General features: G+C 34.4%; 18 protein-coding genes. 9 read left to right on the top strand and 9 right to left on the bottom strand.

Annotated elements, in window-relative coordinates; all coding sequences use genetic code 11:
- The first annotated feature begins 190 nt into the window (after positions 1-190).
- The 3 genes from ACEN2F_RS11560 (at position 191) to ACEN2F_RS11550 (ending at position 3,473) form a co-directional block, all read left to right on the top strand.
- Positions 191-2,218: a M3 family metallopeptidase gene (locus tag ACEN2F_RS11560; RefSeq protein ID WP_441739228.1), complete on the top strand. Its 2,028-nt coding sequence runs from the start codon at positions 191-193 to the stop codon at positions 2,216-2,218.
- Between the two features lie 86 nt (positions 2,219-2,304).
- Entirely contained in the window at positions 2,305-3,012 is a 708-nt protein-coding gene (locus ACEN2F_RS11555; RefSeq protein WP_441739226.1) for a YqjF family protein, read from the top strand.
- Positions 3,013-3,017: 5 nt separating this feature from the next.
- Complete coding sequence (locus tag ACEN2F_RS11550; RefSeq protein ID WP_441739224.1) at positions 3,018-3,473, top strand: SRPBCC family protein; 456 nt, start codon at positions 3,018-3,020, stop codon at positions 3,471-3,473.
- A 31-nt stretch (positions 3,474-3,504) separates the two neighbouring features.
- Here the strand turns inward: ACEN2F_RS11550 and ACEN2F_RS11545 are convergent, their stop codons facing one another.
- Together ACEN2F_RS11545 and ACEN2F_RS11540 are read right to left on the bottom strand one after the other, a co-directional pair.
- Complete coding sequence (locus ACEN2F_RS11545) at positions 3,505-4,620, bottom strand: ATP-binding protein (RefSeq protein ID WP_441739222.1); 1,116 nt, start codon at positions 4,618-4,620, stop codon at positions 3,505-3,507.
- A gap of 126 nt (positions 4,621-4,746) precedes the next feature.
- Positions 4,747-5,559, bottom strand: a complete 813-nt coding sequence (locus tag ACEN2F_RS11540; protein ID WP_441739220.1) for a hypothetical protein — start codon at positions 5,557-5,559, stop codon at positions 4,747-4,749.
- Positions 5,560-5,706: 147 nt separating this feature from the next.
- On the opposite strand from ACEN2F_RS11540, the gene gcvP reads away from it, so the two are divergent.
- From gcvP to ACEN2F_RS11510, 6 genes are all read left to right on the top strand, one after another.
- Positions 5,707-8,556 carry an aminomethyl-transferring glycine dehydrogenase gene (gcvP, locus tag ACEN2F_RS11535; RefSeq protein WP_441739218.1) on the top strand — a complete coding sequence of 950 codons (2,850 nt, stop codon included), beginning with the start codon at positions 5,707-5,709 and terminating at the stop codon, positions 8,554-8,556.
- A 283-nt stretch (positions 8,557-8,839) separates the two neighbouring features.
- The gene (locus ACEN2F_RS11530) at positions 8,840-9,898 is read left to right on the top strand and encodes a 3-oxoacyl-ACP synthase III family protein (protein WP_441739216.1); all 1,059 of its coding nucleotides are present in this window, start codon (positions 8,840-8,842) and stop codon (positions 9,896-9,898) included.
- A gap of 239 nt (positions 9,899-10,137) precedes the next feature.
- Positions 10,138-10,662, top strand: coding sequence for a methyltransferase (locus ACEN2F_RS11525; RefSeq protein WP_441739214.1), 525 nt, complete (start codon positions 10,138-10,140; stop codon positions 10,660-10,662).
- Positions 10,662-11,510 (top strand): glycosyltransferase, encoded by an 849-nt coding sequence (locus ACEN2F_RS11520; protein WP_441739212.1) that lies wholly within the window; start codon positions 10,662-10,664, stop codon positions 11,508-11,510. The genes ACEN2F_RS11525 and ACEN2F_RS11520 overlap by 1 nt, the downstream gene beginning before the upstream one ends.
- A gap of 79 nt (positions 11,511-11,589) precedes the next feature.
- Positions 11,590-12,339, top strand: coding sequence for an MlaE family ABC transporter permease (locus ACEN2F_RS11515; protein ID WP_441739210.1), 750 nt, complete (start codon positions 11,590-11,592; stop codon positions 12,337-12,339).
- Entirely contained in the window at positions 12,336-13,097 is a 762-nt protein-coding gene (locus ACEN2F_RS11510; RefSeq protein WP_441739208.1) for an ABC transporter ATP-binding protein, read from the top strand. Before ACEN2F_RS11515 ends, ACEN2F_RS11510 begins: the two co-directional genes overlap by 4 nt.
- Positions 13,098-13,111: 14 nt before the next feature.
- On the opposite strand, the gene ACEN2F_RS11505 is transcribed toward ACEN2F_RS11510, so the two are convergent.
- The 7 genes from ACEN2F_RS11505 to ACEN2F_RS11475 all read right to left on the bottom strand — a co-directional run bounded on the left by ACEN2F_RS11505 (position 13,112) and on the right by ACEN2F_RS11475 (position 18,570).
- Positions 13,112-13,714 carry a SprT-like domain-containing protein gene (locus ACEN2F_RS11505; RefSeq protein ID WP_441739206.1) on the bottom strand — a complete coding sequence of 201 codons (603 nt, stop codon included), beginning with the start codon at positions 13,712-13,714 and terminating at the stop codon, positions 13,112-13,114.
- A gap of 26 nt (positions 13,715-13,740) precedes the next feature.
- On the bottom strand, positions 13,741-14,418 hold the full coding sequence (locus ACEN2F_RS11500; RefSeq protein WP_441739204.1) for an SDR family NAD(P)-dependent oxidoreductase: 678 nt from the start codon (positions 14,416-14,418) through the stop codon (positions 13,741-13,743).
- A gap of 241 nt (positions 14,419-14,659) precedes the next feature.
- Positions 14,660-15,631 (bottom strand): M20/M25/M40 family metallo-hydrolase, encoded by a 972-nt coding sequence (locus ACEN2F_RS11495; protein ID WP_441739202.1) that lies wholly within the window; start codon positions 15,629-15,631, stop codon positions 14,660-14,662.
- 55 nt (positions 15,632-15,686) lie between these two features.
- Positions 15,687-16,334, bottom strand: a complete 648-nt coding sequence (locus ACEN2F_RS11490; RefSeq protein ID WP_441739200.1) for a hypothetical protein — start codon at positions 16,332-16,334, stop codon at positions 15,687-15,689.
- Between the two features lie 4 nt (positions 16,335-16,338).
- On the bottom strand, positions 16,339-17,373 hold the full coding sequence (locus tag ACEN2F_RS11485) for a D-alanine--D-alanine ligase (RefSeq protein WP_441739198.1): 1,035 nt from the start codon (positions 17,371-17,373) through the stop codon (positions 16,339-16,341).
- 10 nt (positions 17,374-17,383) lie between these two features.
- A complete protein-coding gene (locus tag ACEN2F_RS11480) occupies positions 17,384-18,094 on the bottom strand; it encodes an NRDE family protein (protein WP_441739196.1) in 711 nt (236 codons plus the stop codon).
- On the bottom strand, positions 18,082-18,570 hold the full coding sequence (locus ACEN2F_RS11475; protein WP_441739194.1) for a DinB family protein: 489 nt from the start codon (positions 18,568-18,570) through the stop codon (positions 18,082-18,084). Before ACEN2F_RS11475 ends, ACEN2F_RS11480 begins: the two co-directional genes overlap by 13 nt.
- Between the last annotated feature and the right edge of the window lie 7 nt (positions 18,571-18,577).

Here is an 18,577-nt window from a genome sequence, read left to right as displayed (position 1 = left end):
GTTAGCTTTAAACAGAATCTTTTGACAATTTAAGACTTTATTATTTCCAAAAGAAAAAAATAACATTTAAATAACACAATTGACTTCCCTATTTTAGATCAAATCAATTGCTTGAATACCGTGTTTTTTTTATTAAAACCGTACCTTTGATGGGTATAAACATTGAATTATTTTACTAAAAAAAATACAAATGAGCATTCTGACACAACACTTCAATACAACATATAATACTGCCCCATTTTCGAAAATTAAAAATGAAGATTACCTTCCCGCATTTGTAACCGGAATTGAATTGGCAAAAGCCGAAATCGATGCTATTGTACAAAACACAATGCAACCAAATTTCGAAAACACGATTGAAGCATTAGCATTCAGTGGAGATGTTTTAGATAGAATTTCAAGTATATTTTTCAACTTGAATTCAGCTGAAACGAATGACGAAATCCAAAAAATAGCTCAGGAAGTTTCTCCATTATTATCTGAATTTGGAAATGATGTTCGTCTTAATCCAGAGTTATTTGCGCGCGTAAAAACAGTTTACGAGCAACGAGAAAAACTGAATCTCAATCCAGAGCAAACCACGCTTTTAGATAAAAAATACAAAAGCTTTTCCAGAAATGGAGCTAATTTGTTAGAAGATAAAAAAAATCAATTGCGAGAAATTGACAAAGAACTATCGAAATTGAGTTTGCACTTTGGCGAAAATGTTTTAGCTGAAACACAAGCGTATCAATTGCATATTACCAACAAAGAAGATTTAGCAGGTTTACCTGACGGAACCATCGAAGCCGCTGGCTCTTTGGCTAAAAGCCAAGAAAAAGAAGGTTGGATTTTTACATTGGATTATCCAAGTTACGTACCGTTTGTGACATACGCTGATAATCGTGAGTTTCGTAAGAAAATGGCAATTGCTTTTGGTGCTAAAGGTTTTCAAAATAACGAATTTGACAATCAGGAAATTGTGCTGAAAATTGCCAAATTGCGTTTTGACAGAGCTCAAATTTTAGGATATGCATCTCATGCTCATTTTGTACTTGAAGAACGCATGGCCGAAAATCCGGAGAAAGTAAAAACATTTTCGAATGATTTACTACAAAAAGCCAAGCCGGCCGCTTTGAAAGAATTTGACGCATTGACCGCTTTCGCAAAAGAGATGGACGGAATCCAGCAACTCGAAAAATGGGACGGCGCGTATTACTCCGAGAAATTGAAACAGCAATTATTCAACTTGGATGATGAAACATTGAAACCATACTTTCAACTAGAAAAAGTCTTGGACGGTGCTTTTGCAGTAGCGCAAAAATTATATGGTATCACTTTCAATGAAATTTTTGATATTGATAAATACCATGAAGAAGTAAAAACATACGCAGTAAAAGATGAAAACGACCAATTAGTTGCTGTTTTTTATGCTGACTTCTTTCCAAGAAAAGGCAAAAGAAACGGTGCTTGGATGACCTCTTTTAAATCACAATACATCAAAAACGAAATTAATGAAAGACCACACATTTCTATTGTGTGTAATTTCACGAAACCTACTGACACAAAACCATCGTTATTGACCTTTAATGAAGTAACTACTTTGTTTCATGAATTTGGCCACGCATTACACGGAATGTTAGCTAACACGACGTATCCAAGTTTATCAGGAACTTCAGTATATTGGGATTTTGTAGAATTACCAAGTCAGATTCTCGAAAACTGGTGTTACGAACCGGAAGCACTTGCATTATTTGCGTATCATTATAAAACTGGCGAAATGATTCCGATGGAATTAGTCCATAAAATCAAGGAAAGTGCAAGTTTCCAAGAAGGAATGGCAACAATGCGTCAATTGAGTTTTGGATTGTTGGATATGGGATGGCATGCGCAAGATCCTTCGCATATCAAAGACATTAAGGCTTTTGAAAACGAACAATTTGAAGCCACGCAATTATATCCTGATGTCAAGGAAAATGCAATGAGTACTTCATTCTCTCATATTTTTCAAGGTGGTTATTCGTCCGGTTATTACAGTTATAAATGGGCTGAAGTGTTGGATGCTGATGCTTTTGAATATTTTCAGGAATGCGGCATTTTCAATAAAGAAGTCGCTACCAAATTCAAAGAAAACGTACTTTCTAAAGGCGGAACTGAACATCCTATGATTTTATACAAACGTTTTAGAGGACAGGAACCAAAACCAGAAGCTTTGCTACGAAGAGCAGGATTAGTATAAATTCATTACTATTGAAAACTCGATAATAAAAGTTCGGGTTTTCAATACATCCTCAAGAGACTTACAATAAATTAAACCCAAAAAAAATGAGTTTTTTAAAAGCCGAATGGAATAATTTAGCGATGATTAATTACGAAGTTAATCCAGAAATTTTACAAAAATATGTCCCAAGAGGAACAGAAATCGATTTATGGAACGGCAAATGTTATGTTAGTTTTATAGGTTTCTTGTTTGAAAACGTACGCGTTTTGGGAATAAAAATTCCGTTCCATTCTGATTTTGAAGAAGTAAATCTTAGGTTTTATGTGCGACGATTTGAAAACGGCGTATGGAAAAGAGGTGCGGTTTTTATCAGTGAAATTGTCCCTAAACATGCTATTTCATTTGTTGCCAATACATTTTACAACGAGAACTACCGGACGTTTCCAATGAAACATACATTGAAAATTAATGAAAACTCCAGAGAATTCATCTACCAATGGAAGGTCAATAATAGGTGGAACACCATTCATGTAGAAACCAGTAAAGATCCCATTGCAATTGACCCTGATACCGAAGCTGAATTTATCACGGAACATTATTTTGGTTATGCCAAAATTAACGAAAACAAGACTTTTGAATACCAAGTCACACATCCTAGATGGCAACAATTTGAAGTGCTTAAAAACGAGTCTGTCATTGATTTTGAAAGTGTTTATGGAAAAGAATTTGCTTTTATTAAAGATTTAAAACCAACCTCTGTATTTCTGGCTATTGGCTCTAAAATCACAATTGAAGACAAACGAAAAATATAATTTTAATGACTACAATAAAAATTCGGACTAAGATAAAAGCTCCGTTACAAGTTGTTTTTGATCTCTCTAGAGACATTGACGTTCACCAAAAATTAGCTAGTGCGACAAAAGAATTAGCTATTGAAGGGATCACTTCTGGATTAATAAATTATAATGAAACAGTCACTTGGCGCGGCAAACATTTTGGTTTCTACTTAACTCATAAAAGCCGAATTACCACAATGAACCTATATGATTATTTTGTGGATGAAATGGAAGAAGGAAAATTTAAATCCTTTCGTCACGAACATGTTTTTCAAGAAAAAAACGGTTTTACAATAATGAAGGACAAAATACATTATGAAGTGCCTTTTGGCGTCTTTGGTGAATTATTTAATTTTTTGTTTCTAAAAAGTCACCTAATCAATTTTATTCTCGAAAGAAATAAAGTATTAAAAACGTTATCTGAAAGTAAGCATTAAAATAATCACATTGTGGGAACAAAAGCCCAAACTATTTAAAAAATTCCCTGAAATTCTCTTTACTTATTACAAGAAAACTAGGTTGATAAGCCTCTTGAAATGATTTAGGTAATTTGATTTTATTATTTGAAGACCATTTAAATTCAAAAGCACTTACTGCATCTGCATTAGTTTCGATATAATCTATTTCCTGTTGCTGAGTGGTTCTCCAAAAATAAGGTTTTGACAAACTTTGAGTATAAGAAAGCTGTTTAAGTCGCTCTGATACCAGAAAATTTTCCCATAGAGCTCCTTTATCTTGACGAAATTCTAAAGAATTGAAATTTCCAATCAACATATTACGAACACCATTGTCGTAAAAATAGATTTTTCTATTCGCCTTTATTTCATTTCTTACGTTTTTACTAAAGCTATTTAATCTAAAAATCACAAAAGCTTTTTCCAGCAAATCTATGTAGTTGTTAACTGTGTTTTTATCTACACCAACTAATTGTGCAATTTCATTATAACTTACCTCACTACCAACCTGAAAGGCCAATGCCTGTAAAATTTTCTCTAAAACTTCTGATTTTCTGATACCCGCTAAGCTCAAAACATCTTTGTATAAGTAACTGGAAACAAGATTTTTTAAAATTTCATATTCATTCCCAAAGTTGTTTATGACATCCGGATACATACCATAAAGCAACCTCAACTCTAATTGTTGTTGCGCTTTTATAAACCCTACATTACTCTCAAATTCACTCCACGAAATGGGATACAAACGATATTCAAATTTCCGACCCGTCAATGGCTCTTGGGTAACGTGATTAATATCAAAAGCTGAAGAGCCGCTAACAATTACTTGTACATTTTTGATTTGATCAACAATAATCTTTAATTTCAAACCAATATTAGGAATGCGTTGCACCTCATCAATAAAGACATATTTATAATTCCCAATAATGTTTTTTAAGGTTTCTGTATTTGCATTTGCTAAAGTATCTGACACAACTGCATCATCGCCATCAAGAAATAGAAACGGAATATCCTTTAATAAAGAATTCACCAATGTAGTTTTACCTACTTGACGCGGTCCTATCAAGACAATAACTTTTCCTTTATCGATGTTACTCTTTATTACTGGGGTTAAATCTCTAACAATCATGACGGTAAATTTTATTCAAATATACTACTAATATACTCTATTCACCAAATATATACTAATATTGGTGAACGTATTCACCAAATTTATACTAATATTGGTGAGCGTATTCACCAATTAAATACTTTTTTAAAATAACAGTAGTAACAACCACCAAATAATCGGGACACTTTCTGCCCAAAAAGAAGTATAATATTTAGACCGTTTCTCATTGGCGAAAATCAAAAACAATGCAATCATCAGCACTAAAATCAAGTTGATTATCAATTGATTTTTATTTAAATTACTTTTGAAGAACTCCAGAAAATAAAACGGCAGTAAAAGTGACAGACCTACTATTTTAGTTCGTTTTACCCCTATTTGTTGTGGAACAGTTTTAAGATGTGGATCATCATTAGCCAAATCAATGATCTCAAAAATAAGTACTAAAACAAAAACCAAGATAAAACGCTGCATACATTTCAGATAAAAATCAAGGCCTATTGGCGTACCTGCATCTAAAAGTGGCAATCCTAACGTTACACCTACCCAACATAATGCTACAATATATATTTTGACACCAGCCCAATTTCTTGCATTAACTCTATTTGGAAAAAAAGGGAGCGTATATAATAAAGTAATACTCAAAAAAACAATTGCCGTAATCTGAGTGATTTTTTCTAGCAAAAAGAAATAATAACAAACAAGAAGAAAGCAACAAAAACTAAACAATGCAATTGCTTTTAACTCTTTACGCATTTTTACTTTTTTGGCTCGAGCCAAAGCATCGTATTTAACAAAATTATATCCTACAATCGTTCCAAAAAAAGCAAAACTAGCAACTGGTTCACTGACTGGAATGTGGAACATATATTGTGTCATTCGAACTAAGGCATAACAAGAAAAGCCCACGTGAATACTGCTATTTATGTAAAAATCGAATATTCGTCTAAAAATCCTCATTAGACAAAATTAATCAAAGTGTTAATAAGAATGGCTTTTAGTTGAAAAATTCACAGAAAATCAAGTCAAAAAAGGCAATTACTAGCATATTAATATTTAAATTTACCACCTTTTAAAACAAGAAACACACAACCTATTTTAAATACAATGAAAACAGACGCTTTTGCATTAAGACACATTGGCCCAAGAGAAAATGATCTAGAACACATGTTGAAGACAATTGGAGCAACGACGCTGGAACAACTGATTCAAGAAACGATTCCTAGCGATATTCGTTTAAAATCTGATCTGGATCTAGAACCTGCGATGACCGAATATGAGTTTGCAAATCATATTCAAAAATTAGGGAATAAAAATAAAGTTTATCAATCCTACATTGGTTTAGGATACAATGCCGCCATTATTCCTGCGGTAATCCAAAGAAATGTTTTTGAAAACCCGGGATGGTACACTGCTTACACGCCGTACCAAGCCGAGATTGCGCAAGGACGTCTAGAAGCTATTCTAAACTTCCAAACAATGGTAATAGAATTGACCGGTATGGAAATTGCCAATGCCTCATTATTAGATGAAGGAACTGCCGCTGCAGAAGCGATGGCTTTACTTTTTGATGTTCGTTCCCGTGATCAAAAGAAAAACAACACCAATAAATTCTTCGTTTCTGAAGAAATATTACCTCAAACATTATCGGTTTTAGAAACACGTTCTGCACCAATTGGTGTCGAATTAGTCGTAGGAAACCACGAAACATTCGATTTTTCAGCAGACTATTTTGGAGCAATCCTACAATATCCCGGCAAATTTGGACAAGTTCATGATTATGCCGCTTTTATTGCCAAAGCTGCTGAAAATGAAATAAAAGTAGCCGTTGCTGCTGATATTTTAAGTTTGGCTAAACTAACGCCTCCAGGAGAAATGGGTGCTGCCGTTGTTCTGGGAACAACACAACGTTTCGGAATTCCGTTAGGTTATGGTGGGCCACACGCTGCTTACTTTGCCACAAAAGACGAATATAAACGAAGCATGCCCGGAAGAATAATCGGTGTAACCGTTGATACCGATGGAAATCGTGCGTTGCGCATGGCCTTACAAACTCGTGAGCAACACATCAAACGAGATAAAGCCACTTCAAATATATGTACGGCACAAGTATTATTGTCCGTGATGGCTGGAATGTATACTGTATATCACGGTCCAAAAGGATTGCAATACATTGCTGATAAAGTACACGCTTCAGCAGCTACATTAGCAAATGCACTAGAAAAATCGGGGTTTAAGCAAACGAACACTGCTTTTTTTGATACTATTGTTATTCAGGCAGATGCCAAAAAAGTAAGAGCCGTTGCGGAAGAAAATGAAATTAATTTCTATTACATTGATGAAAATACAATTTCAATTTCCTTAAATGAGACAACTAGTATTGCTGATCTAAATAAGATCATTGCTGTTTTCGCCTCCGCAAATGGAACTCCGCTGACACTAATCGAAACTCTATCAAAAACCAATCATTTCCCTGAAAACTTAAACAGAACATCTACTTTCTTACAGCACGACGTTTTTAATAAATACCATTCAGAAACTGCTTTGATGCGTTACATCAAAATGTTAGAACGAAAAGATTTAGCCTTGAACCACTCGATGATCTCATTAGGTTCTTGTACAATGAAACTGAATGCCGCTTCCGAAATGTTGCCACTAAGCATGCCACAATGGAACAACATTCACCCGTTTGTACCATTAGATCAAGCACAAGGATATCAGGAAATGTTGACCAAATTAGAACAACAATTAAATGTTATTACTGGTTTTGCAGGGACAACATTACAACCTAATTCAGGTGCGCAAGGAGAATATACTGGATTGATGGTCATTCGGGCCTACCACCACTCAAGAGGAGATCACCACAGAAACATAGCCTTGATTCCATCATCCGCTCACGGAACAAATCCAGCATCAGCGGCAATGGCAGGAATGAAAGTGGTTGTTACTAAAACATTGGAAAACGGAAATATAGACGTCGAAGATTTACGTGAAAAAGCACTTTTACACAAAGATAATCTCGCCTGTTTGATGGTAACCTATCCATCCACTCACGGAGTTTTTGAAAGTGCTATTAGAGAAATCACTCAATTAATCCATGACAATGGTGGACAAGTATATATGGATGGTGCCAACATGAATGCACAAGTTGGACTAACAAACCCAGCAACTATTGGTGCTGACGTGTGTCACCTGAACTTACACAAAACATTCGCTATTCCTCATGGCGGCGGTGGACCAGGTGTAGGACCAATATGTGTTGCACCACAATTAGTGCCATTTTTACCCTCTAATCCTTTAATTCACACAGGAGGCACATCAGCGATCACAGCTATTTCAGCTGCGCCTTGGGGATCTGCTTTAGTATGTTTAATTTCATATAGCTACATCTGCATGTTAGGCGCTGAGGGATTGAAACAATCTACTCAATATGCAATTCTAAATGCAAACTACATTAAAGAAAAATTAAACGGTCATTACGATACGTTATATTCTGGTGAAAAAGGTCGTGCCGCACACGAAATGATTTTAGAGTGCCGCCCTTTCAAACAAAAAGGAATTGAAGTAACTGATATTGCAAAACGTTTGATGGATTATGGTTTCCACGCTCCTACCGTTTCATTTCCAGTCGCAGGAACTTTAATGATTGAACCTACCGAAAGTGAAAATTTAGAAGAGTTAGACCGCTTTTGTGATGCAATGATTGCGATTCGCAAAGAGATTGAAGCTTCAACATTAGAAGACAAAAATAATGTTTTGAAAAATGCACCTCATACCTTAGCCATGCTGACCACAGAGGTTTGGAACTTTCCTTACACCCGCGAACAAGCTGCTTTTCCGCTAGATTACGTAGCCGAAAACAAATTTTGGCCAACCGTACGAAGAGCCGATGACGCCTTTGGTGACAGAAACTTAGTTTGTTCTTGTGCACCAATTGAAGCCTACATAGAAAGCTAAAATACTACAAAATGTCTCGAGAAATCGAGACATTTTCTTTTAAAAATATCTTAGTTATCCAATACTACCATTTTCAATTCAAAAAATGTTGAAAATTGTAGAATCCGTGACAGATAACGATCCACAAACAAGAATCGCAGTAAAACTATCATTTTAAAGAAAAAAAATCAATATTTTTGCCAATAAATTATTATTTCATAATTATATGCATGCATAGTAAATATTATGATGGTACTAAAAATTTAATGATTAATTTAGCATAAATTTTTGGAAAATTAACGCAATGAAAATAAAAATAGCTGGAATAGGAAGTTATATTCCTGAGAAAAAAGTAAGCAATACAGATTTTAGCGCACATGTTTTTTTAAACGAGGATGGAACCGCTTTTGCCTATCCAAACGAAGTTGTAATCAATAAATTTAAAGGCATCACAGGAATAGAACACAGGCGATATGCTCCAGATCATTTAAACTCCTCCGATCTCGCTTTTTTTGCCGCTCAAAAAGCGATAAAAAATGCTGAGATTGATCCCGAAACAATTGACTACATTATTTTTGCTCATAACTTTGGTGATGTGAAATTTGGAACAAATCAGTCAGATATGATTCCAAGTTTAGCTACCAGAGTCAAACATAAATTACAAATCAAAAACCCTAAATGTGTCGCTTTTGATATTCTTTTTGGTTGTCCCGGTTGGATCGAAGGCGTGCTTCAAGCCAATGCGTTCATCAAATCCGGAATGGCAAAACGCTGTTTGGTAATCGGGTCTGAAACCCTTTCCAGAGTAGTAGACACCCACGATAGAGACTCAATGATCTATTCGGATGGAGCCGGCGCATCTATTATTGAAGCTTCTGATGACGAAACTGGAATGTTAGCCTACGAAAGTGCAACGTATGCAAACGATGAAGCTGGTTATTTATTCTTTGGCAAATCATACAATCCTGAGTTAAATCCCGACATTCGATACATAAAAATGTACGGACGTAAAATATATGAATTTGCTTTAAATCAAGTTCCGGCAGCCATGAAAAACTGCTTAGATAAAAGCGGTTTGGGTATTGATGATGTGAAAAAAATTCTAATCCATCAAGCTAACGAAAAAATGGACGAAGCGATAATCCACCGTTTCTATAAATTATACGACAGAACAGTCCCTAAAGACATCATGCCAATGAGCATTCATGAACTTGGAAATAGCAGTGTAGCTACCGTTCCAACACTTTTTGACTTGTTGATACGCGGCGAAATCGAAAATCAAGAAATCCACAAAGGCGATGTGATGATCTTTGCATCAGTTGGAGCAGGAATGAACATTAATGCGTTTGTTTACCGATATTAAATCGTTTTTAGGAAATTAGTAATTAGGACCTAATCCGGCTGTACATTACAATTCCTCACTACAAAACTTGTTTTTCTAAGGTGCAATAAAGCTTCTTTTAGTCGCTTTTTGCACCTTGAAAAACTACATTTTGAAGCTCCGGGATTTTCATTCCCATCCGGGCTAAAAAACAATGTCCAAAAAACACATTTATTACTATATTTGTGCCTTCGTTCCCAAGTGGAAAAATCAAAAAAAAAATGTACGAGAAAACGTTTCCCAATAAAAGATTCAAACATACTTTAGAATTTCTAAAAAAACACGTCACCACATCAGATACCATATTAGATCTAGGAGTTGAAAACCCTTTCTCTAAAATCATGAAAACTGATGGATTTTCAGTTACCAATACAAGTGGAGAAGATTTAGATCTAGATCAATCTGTATTTTCAAATAATAAAAGAGACATCGTAACCGCTTTTGAAATTTTTGAACATCTACTAAATCCCTTTACTATTTTAAGCGAAATTAAATCTGATAAACTCTTTATATCTATTCCTTTGAGATTATGGTTTTCACCCGCTTACCGCAGCAAAACAGATATGTGGGACAGGCATTACCATGAATTTGAAGACTGGCAACTCGACTGGCTTTTGGAAAAAACCGGTTGGAGAATAATTGACCGAGAAAAATGGACGAATCCTGTTAAGAAATTTGGTCTTCGACCATTACTACGAAAATTTACCCCCAGATATTATATTGTTTACGCTGAAAAAATAAAATAATGAATTACTACATAGTCATTCCAGCACACAACGAAGAATCTTTTATTGCTTTAACTTTAAATTCGTTAATTTCACAAACCGTTTTGCCTAAAAAAGTCGTCGTTGTCAATGACAATTCAACGGATAGAACTGCTGAAATTGTGACTACTTTCGCTAAAGAAAATCCTTTTATCACTTTAGTCAACAAAACTTCTGAAGCAATTCATTTGCCCGGAAGTAAAGTAATTCAAGCTTTTCATAAAGGATATGAAACATTGGATGAAGAGTACGACGTAATTGTAAAACTAGATGCCGACTTAATTTTACCAAATAATTACTTTGAAACTATTTTAAATATTTTCAAAAAAGATGCAACGATAGGAATGGCTGGCGGATTTGCTTACATAGAAAAAAATGGCGAATGGATTCTGGAAAATCTTACTGATAAAGACCATATTCGTGGCGCCTTCAAAGCATATAGAAAAGAGTGTTTCCAGCAAATAGGGAATTTAAAACCAGCAATGGGCTGGGACACTGTTGATGAATTGTTATCCAAATTTTATGGATGGAAAGTGGTTACAGATTCTTCACTACTAGTAAAACATTTAAAACCAACCGGAGCAAATTATAACAAAACAGCCCGATACAAGCAAGGCGAAGCATTCTATACCTTAGGTTATGGATTTCTTATTACATCAATAGCTTCAGCAAAACTGGCTATAATGAAAAAAAAACCACAACTCTTTGTAGATTATATCACAGGTTTTTGGAAAGCAAAAACAGCGAAAACACCCTTATTAGTAACGGCGGAACAAGCCAGATTCATTCGGAACTATCGAATGAAGAAAATGAAAGAAAAGCTATTTTAGCTTCGGAAATATAAAACTGCTAAATCAAAATGGATAACTCCTAACAATTTTTGTAATTTAGCCCATATTCGCAAAACTTATGATGCTCATACGATATTTAACGCAAATAGGAAGATACTTCTTAATGCTGAAAGAGATTTTTAATAAACAAACCAAATGGTCTGTAATGAAAAACTTGATTTTCAAGGAAATTGATGATTTGATCATTGATTCTCTTGGTATAGTTGCCTTCATTTCTTTCTTTGTTGGAGGTGTTGTTGCCATTCAAACCGCTTTAAATTTAACAAATCCGTTAATTCCAAAATACCTTATTGGTTTCGCAACGCGTCAATCAGTGATATTAGAATTTGCACCAACTTTTATATCTGTCATTATGGCCGGTAAAATGGGTTCCTTTATAACATCAAGTATTGGTACAATGAGAGTTACAGAACAAATTGATGCGTTAGAAGTTATGGGTGTAAACTCCTTAAATTATCTTGTTTTTCCTAAAATAATCGCCTTATTGTTGTATCCATTTTTAATCGGTATAGCCATGTTTCTAGGTGTATTAGGAGGTTGGATGGCCGGTGTGTACGGTGGCTTCATTTCAAGCAATGAATTTATCACGGGCACCCAAATGGATTTTATTCCGTACCATATTGTTTATGCATTCATAAAAACACTAATATTTGCGATGCTATTGGCAACAATTCCATCATTTCACGGCTATTATATGAAGGGTGGCGCACTTGAAGTAGGAAAAGCGAGTACCGTTTCATTCGTTTGGACATCAGTTTCCATAATACTATTCAATTATATACTAACACAATTGTTACTAGGAGCATGATAGAAGTAAAAAATATAGAGAAATCATTTGGCGGCAATAAAATCCTTAAAGGTATTTCGACGGTTTTTGAAACCGGAAAAACCAATTTAATTATTGGCCAGAGTGGATCAGGAAAAACAGTGTTACTTAAAAGTTTGTTAGGCATTCATACCCCAGAATCCGGTACTATTTCCTTTGATGGCAGAATTTATTCGGATCTTAGCCCTGATGACAAACGTGAACTCCGTACTGAAATTGGAATGGTTTTTCAAGGTAGCGCCTTATTTGATTCCATGACGGTTGCAGAAAATATTGGGTTCCCATTAAAAATGTTCACCAAAAACAACAAAGCTAAAATTCAGGAACGCGTGGACTTTGTATTAAAAAGAGTAGATCTCACAGATGCGCACAAAAAACTTCCTTCACAGATTTCAGGAGGAATGCAAAAACGTGTTGCAATTGCTCGTGCAATCGTCAATAATCCAAAATATTTGTTTTGCGATGAGCCAAACTCCGGTTTAGATCCAAATACGGCTATATTAATAGATAACCTCATCAAAGAAATAACTGAAGAGTACAACATCACAACGGTTATAAATACGCATGACATGAATTCTGTAATGGAAATTGGAGAGAATATTTTATTCCTAAAAGATGGTTTAAAGGCCTGGGAGGGAAACAAAGAAGAAATTTTTAGAACTGAAAACGAAGCGGTAATATCCTTTGTTTATTCGTCTAATCTATTTAAAAAAGTAAGAGAAGCCTATCTTAAAGAGTAAATTATCTTTAAAATTTAACTGACTTTTAATAATTCTACCTCTGCATTAGGATTGAATAGATAGATCTTTCCTGAACTTATTTCTAAGCATTCAAAACGCTTAGTTCTTACAGCCATTTTCTTAAAAATCTTCCCGTTTTGGATTCTAAAAATGCTACCGTACGGAATTTCAAATACATAATTCTTATCATTTTGCTGGTCAAATTGTTTTAAGGCTAAAGCTAAAGTAGCATCAGTATCGCTGCTGGCCGCGGGATTTTTAAAATGTCTCGCTAGCAAAGGCAACAATTGATTAGGAAAAATTTCCGGACGAATATATGGAATCATCAACCGCTGAAAAGAATATTTCCACTCGTTCCCATGCGGTTTAATGTTTCTGCCAAATTTTTCAAATGCAACCAAATGCGAGATTTCATGAATCAGTGTAATCAAAAATTTATATTTATTAAGATTTGAATTAACCGTGATTTCATGTTTTCCATTCAAGCCTTTCCGATAATCTCCATGACGCGTTTGACGCTCGTTGACAATCTTAAGATGAACCTGATTAGCAACAATAAGTTCGAAAACGGGTTGTACCGCATGCTCTGGAATATATCTTGAAAGTGTTTCGCTCAAAACAATTAGAAATTATGAGTTAGGAATTACGGGTTGGTAGAAGAAACTTGCAAAACTTTCCCGTTGAAAAATTTATTGCCAGTCAAAGTAAAATCATAAATATAATTTGCCATTTCACCCGCAGTTATTGGTGCTTGATAACCTGGAAAAGCTTCTGCCAGCATTTCTGTTTGCACGGAACCCAAAGCTAAAACATTGAAAGAAATACCACATTCCTTATATTCTTCTGCTAGCAACTCTGATAATGTAATAACCGCTCCTTTACTCGAACTATAAGCAGCTAATCCGGCAAACTTCAAACTTCCCTGAATTCCGCCCATAGAACTTATAGTGACTACATGGCTCCCCTTTTGTAAATAGGGCAGACAAACTCGTGTCAAATTAGCAACACCAAAGACATTTACTTTATAGATATTTTCAAAATCCTCCTGAGTGGTTTCTGAAAATGGTTTCAACAATAAACTTCCTGCGTTGTGTATGACTGCATCAATTTGTTTCCAAGACTTGGAAAGAAAATCAGTTACTTTCACTAATTCAGATTCATTTGATAAATCAACTGAAAGACAAGTAATATTTTCGTTACCCAATAAAGCTTGAGGAATTTTTCTTGAAATGGCTAAAACTTGATGTCCTGCATTAGCAAATTGCAATGCCAACTCAAATCCTATTCCCCTACTCGTTCCTGTAATGATAATGTTTTTCATAACACAAAAATAAACAAAAACAGTAAAAAAGTAATGCTTTACGCAAAGGATTCTTGTTGTAATAAAAATAAAAGTTTTCTCTAATTCACTTATTTTTGACAAAGTAGTTAACCTCTGAATTTTCCTAAGATAAAAAAAGTACACACCGAAAAACTAAATTGAACTATTGTTGAAGATTATCAATTCAATACTAATGAGTATTTTATTTTGGCTTACGATATTACTGTGGCCGTTTCTTAAACTATTTAAGCATTATTATTTCTTGTGTAGGCGAATTTGCCATTTGCGTTACAGCTGGGAGTAATTCCTGAATGAAAGAAGTCATGTGCGGAATATCCATAGCACTGAAATCATCTGAAACATGGTGGTAAAATTCAAAGTTCTCAAAATCAAACGTACTCACAGATTGGCAAGGAACTTTGAAAAGTTCGTAAAAAGAGTAGTTGTCTGACCTATAAAATAATTTATATTCGGCTTCTTTTGGAAGAAAACCAATCGTGTTTTTTCCTGTATATTCGTTGATTTTACCTGCCATGTTCGACTTATCAAAACCGGTAATATAAGCTAGATAATCTCTTTTCATTGGCACACCAATCATTTCAATGTTGAACTGGGCATACAATTTAAAATCTTGTGCTTTGAGTTTTTTGGCTAAATGTTTAGAACCCAGCAAGCCTTTTTCTTCTCCTGTAAAAAATACAAAAAGAATACTGCGTTTATTATTTTTGGCAGCACTGAAATACTTTGCCATTTCAGCAACTGCAGTTGTTCCAGATGCATCATCATTAGCACCATTGTTTATAAAATCACCGTTAACCCCTTTTTCATCGAAACCTATATGATCGTAATGTGCACTTAGAATTATAAATTCATTTTTTAAAACCGGGTCATTTCCTTTAACAAAACCTACAACATTAAAAGCCGTTTCCTTAAAAGTGGATAAAGTATCACGATACGATTTAAAATACGGTTTTACGTTGTTGTCCTTAAAAAATTGTTCTAAATAATCCGCAGCTTTTACCATTCCTGCTTTTCCGGTTTCTCTTCCTTCTAATTCATCCGAAGCTAAATATTTCAATGTTTTAGCGACATCAGTTTCTTTTACTTTATACGCAATTGACAGTGGTTGACTTGTAGCTGTATCATCCATAGCCGAAGAAATTGGTTTGCAGCACAAGAAAAGAAATGGAAGTAACAGAAAAACTTTTTTCATAATTAAAGCGGATTTTTGGTTAGTAAAATGATATGATTTACATTAACTTTTATATTCAGACTTTTTCTCGATAGTATTTTTTGTACACTTTAACCATTTGAAAAAAAGCTAAAACAACAAAAAATAGCGGAATCACAATAGGAATTACATATTTTGAAAAGCTAGTTGTGTTTTGAGCCAAGGTGTTTAATATCAAAACTAAACTCAACATTCCAGCGAATGTACCAATTAAAGTCCCTGCAATATAATACAGTTTGAGTTTATTTACAATAGAAATATAATTCCCATTGACCAAATACAGATTCCAACCGGTCCAAAATGGTACTTGAAGAAAATTTATACCACTCAAAAAAATACCTATTAAAAACGGAGAATACATTGCATACTTTTCCAAGAGACCTTGCTGTTCCATCGTTTGATTCGCACTGGCATAAAAAGAGTACCCTATAATCAACAGAAATAAAATGGCAAAAAAATCAATAATCTTCATTAATTTTTTGTTGTTGACCAATTGCTTTGCAAAAATTAAAGTAAAATAAATCACAAACATCTCCACACTGATGACTCCCAATAAAAAGAACACCAAGCTGTTCATTCCTAACTTTGAAAAAATTTCAAAACCAACAACGTTCAAATATCCCAACGGTATGGAACCAATATAGCTCACTAAAAAACCAACAAAAATGTTCTTTAATGCCTTCATAATTTTAGAAATTTACAATTTTACTGCTCTGTTCCAGATGCATTCTGTATTCTCTCATACCGTCTTTATGAAGTAAATACGGAGCACCATTTTTATGGTTTGCCACACTTATTTCATACATAAAGGTAATGTGACGCGCAAGTTCTTTCCATGCAAAAAACAAAGAATGCTTTGGATCGTAAATGTGGGTGGGTTCACTTGCAGCACCATTAAGTTCGACGACTGAAAAATTTAATCCTTGCTCTAATTCTGCTATAGAATTATACATCACATCCAATCTGCCAAAATAAAAACCCGGAATTTGCAGACACATTTCGTTAATGGTTTGTGTCAATTTTGGTGTTATCCAATGACTTCCATCAATGAATTTTGCCCCGCGTGCATGATTCCCATAAGGTACCAAATTCAATTTTTCTCCTTTTGGAAGAATATCAAGTAGTTTTTTTCCGTATTCCTGTTTCAAAACCTTTAATTGCAATTCGTATCGCGGATTTTCTTTGATTAATTCCTCAACGGTAGAGAATCCATTTCCGGTAATAATCAAAAATTCTTTTGAAACTATTCCGGTAATTCTGCCCGCTATTTCATGAGGATAACGCACATAAAAAATTCCAACTTCATTATCAAATGGAATTAAATCCTGGATTACATAATCGAAATTTGCTTTTTCAGCATATTCTTTTAAATCCTGAACGGCGTTAATTTTTTTGACTCCAGATCCTCGCAGTCCAATATCTGGTTTTGCAATCAAAGGATATTTTATTTTTGATACTTGAATAGTATTTAAAATTTCTTGAAGAGCAGTTCCTTCTTTTATTAATTCCGTTTTTGGGTAATAGTGTTGCGGAATCAAATTATAGATTTCTTTTTTGGACTCCATCATAAAGCCACCATTTTTTATGGTTGGATTTGACGCATTAAAGAAAAAAATAGATTTTGCCTTGATTGAATAATAGGACCATAGAAAATAAATAGGAATATAAACAATCTGGAAAGGCCAGTATTCCCAATGCGTAATTTTATGAAGAAATAGTTTCACAGTATTTTCTTTAAATGGTGATAAATGAGGTCGAAAAATCCTGTTGCGCAATCAAATCGTAATGCAATATAGCCACTTTATTTTTTTCAATAACCGCTTGTGTGATACTTAAAGTTTTCATTTCGTCATTTCTATTGATAACCAAACCGTTTTCATCATTTTCTTCTTCGGTGTAGCGATGAAAATCGTGCATTTTTGATTCCGTTATTTCAGGATTTTGATTCATAAAAGTATGAAACCAGTCGGCACGCTTTTCACGAATCGATGAAGAATACAAAGTCGATGAAGACCAAATATGATTTTGATGTATATCCAAAGGAGTTGTCCTCTTTTCTTTTCCGTTCCAGCGCAATTGAAAAAGAGCGTTGTTTTGAAATAAAACTAATGTAAAAGGTTCTATGTTGTCCAAATCAATTTCATTCCAGAAATCCTTTGGCGATAAGCTACTGATCATGTCTAAAACAATCAAGCCACGGCTTTTTCGATACGGAAGCTGTACTTCATGCTTTTCATCGGCGCCATTTAGCAGTACCAAAATTGTTGCCTCTGCATTAGCTACAAACCACGTTCCTCCTGCTTTTGAATCCTTTGGAAAAATAAGATTTTTACCGTTTACGGTATAATTCCTTGGTGGTATTGCACTTGGTCTTACTGTTTTTTCATCCCGATTGGAAGTAATGATAATTTTATCATTCGTTGCTACAAAACTTACTGTGCACATTGATTTCTATATTCTATAGTGGAGCGTGCAACACCAAAATTAGGATCAATTGTAACCGTTTCACATTGCAAAATAGCTACTTTTATAAGCGCTTGATGGTGAATGCAATGCTCTAAATTATACAATAATTCTCTAAAGTAGTTGCTTTCAATTCGGATTTCTTCACCATCAATGATTTGTAACAACTCGATATTTTTATTTTTTTTATCTAGATTGTGTTGAATCAATAATATATTTTCAATGGCAAAAGCCGTGTCCGTTTGAATACGCGTGTTTCGCTTTCTTTTATCATAATTAACAACACCTGAATCATATTGATTCTCCAAGCATTGAAACATCTCAATAATATGTCTGGTATGCTCGCCAATAGTAGCATTACTTAACTCCGCACAAGAATTTGAATATTCTGTTTGAGACAATTGATTCATCAAATCAATTAACTCGTTTAAGCTATTATTAATAGAAGGTATTAACATATTTAAG

It is taken from the genome of Flavobacterium sp. W20_MBD1_R3, assembly GCF_052119725.1.
In the GTDB taxonomy this organism is placed as follows: Bacteria; Bacteroidota; Bacteroidia; order Flavobacteriales; family Flavobacteriaceae; genus Flavobacterium.
The sequence above is the reverse complement of the archived record's forward strand: the minus strand, read 5'-3'. Positions and strand labels throughout refer to the sequence as shown.

What these genes read in the sequence shown, in the direction of transcription:
- ACEN2F_RS11560 (WP_441739228.1), top strand. Translation starts at nt 191, where the DNA reads ATGAGCATTCTGACACAACACTTCAATACAACATATAATACTGCCCCA.
- ACEN2F_RS11555 (WP_441739226.1), top strand. Translation starts at nt 2,305, where the DNA reads ATGAGTTTTTTAAAAGCCGAATGGAATAATTTAGCGATGATTAATTAC.
- ACEN2F_RS11550 (WP_441739224.1), top strand. Translation starts at nt 3,018, where the DNA reads ATGACTACAATAAAAATTCGGACTAAGATAAAAGCTCCGTTACAAGTT.
- ACEN2F_RS11545 (WP_441739222.1), bottom strand. Translation starts at nt 4,620, where the DNA reads ATGATTGTTAGAGATTTAACCCCAGTAATAAAGAGTAACATCGATAAA.
- ACEN2F_RS11540 (WP_441739220.1), bottom strand. Translation starts at nt 5,559, where the DNA reads ATGAGGATTTTTAGACGAATATTCGATTTTTACATAAATAGCAGTATT.
- gcvP (WP_441739218.1), top strand. Translation starts at nt 5,707, where the DNA reads ATGAAAACAGACGCTTTTGCATTAAGACACATTGGCCCAAGAGAAAAT.
- ACEN2F_RS11530 (WP_441739216.1), top strand. Translation starts at nt 8,840, where the DNA reads ATGAAAATAAAAATAGCTGGAATAGGAAGTTATATTCCTGAGAAAAAA.
- ACEN2F_RS11525 (WP_441739214.1), top strand. Translation starts at nt 10,138, where the DNA reads ATGTACGAGAAAACGTTTCCCAATAAAAGATTCAAACATACTTTAGAA.
- ACEN2F_RS11520 (WP_441739212.1), top strand. Translation starts at nt 10,662, where the DNA reads ATGAATTACTACATAGTCATTCCAGCACACAACGAAGAATCTTTTATT.
- ACEN2F_RS11515 (WP_441739210.1), top strand. Translation starts at nt 11,590, where the DNA reads ATGATGCTCATACGATATTTAACGCAAATAGGAAGATACTTCTTAATG.
- ACEN2F_RS11510 (WP_441739208.1), top strand. Translation starts at nt 12,336, where the DNA reads ATGATAGAAGTAAAAAATATAGAGAAATCATTTGGCGGCAATAAAATC.
- ACEN2F_RS11500 (WP_441739204.1), bottom strand. Translation starts at nt 14,418, where the DNA reads ATGAAAAACATTATCATTACAGGAACGAGTAGGGGAATAGGATTTGAG.
- ACEN2F_RS11495 (WP_441739202.1), bottom strand. Translation starts at nt 15,631, where the DNA reads ATGAAAAAAGTTTTTCTGTTACTTCCATTTCTTTTCTTGTGCTGCAAA.
- ACEN2F_RS11490 (WP_441739200.1), bottom strand. Translation starts at nt 16,334, where the DNA reads ATGAAGGCATTAAAGAACATTTTTGTTGGTTTTTTAGTGAGCTATATT.
- ACEN2F_RS11480 (WP_441739196.1), bottom strand. Translation starts at nt 18,094, where the DNA reads ATGTGCACAGTAAGTTTTGTAGCAACGAATGATAAAATTATCATTACT.
- ACEN2F_RS11475 (WP_441739194.1), bottom strand. Translation starts at nt 18,570, where the DNA reads ATGTTAATACCTTCTATTAATAATAGCTTAAACGAGTTAATTGATTTG.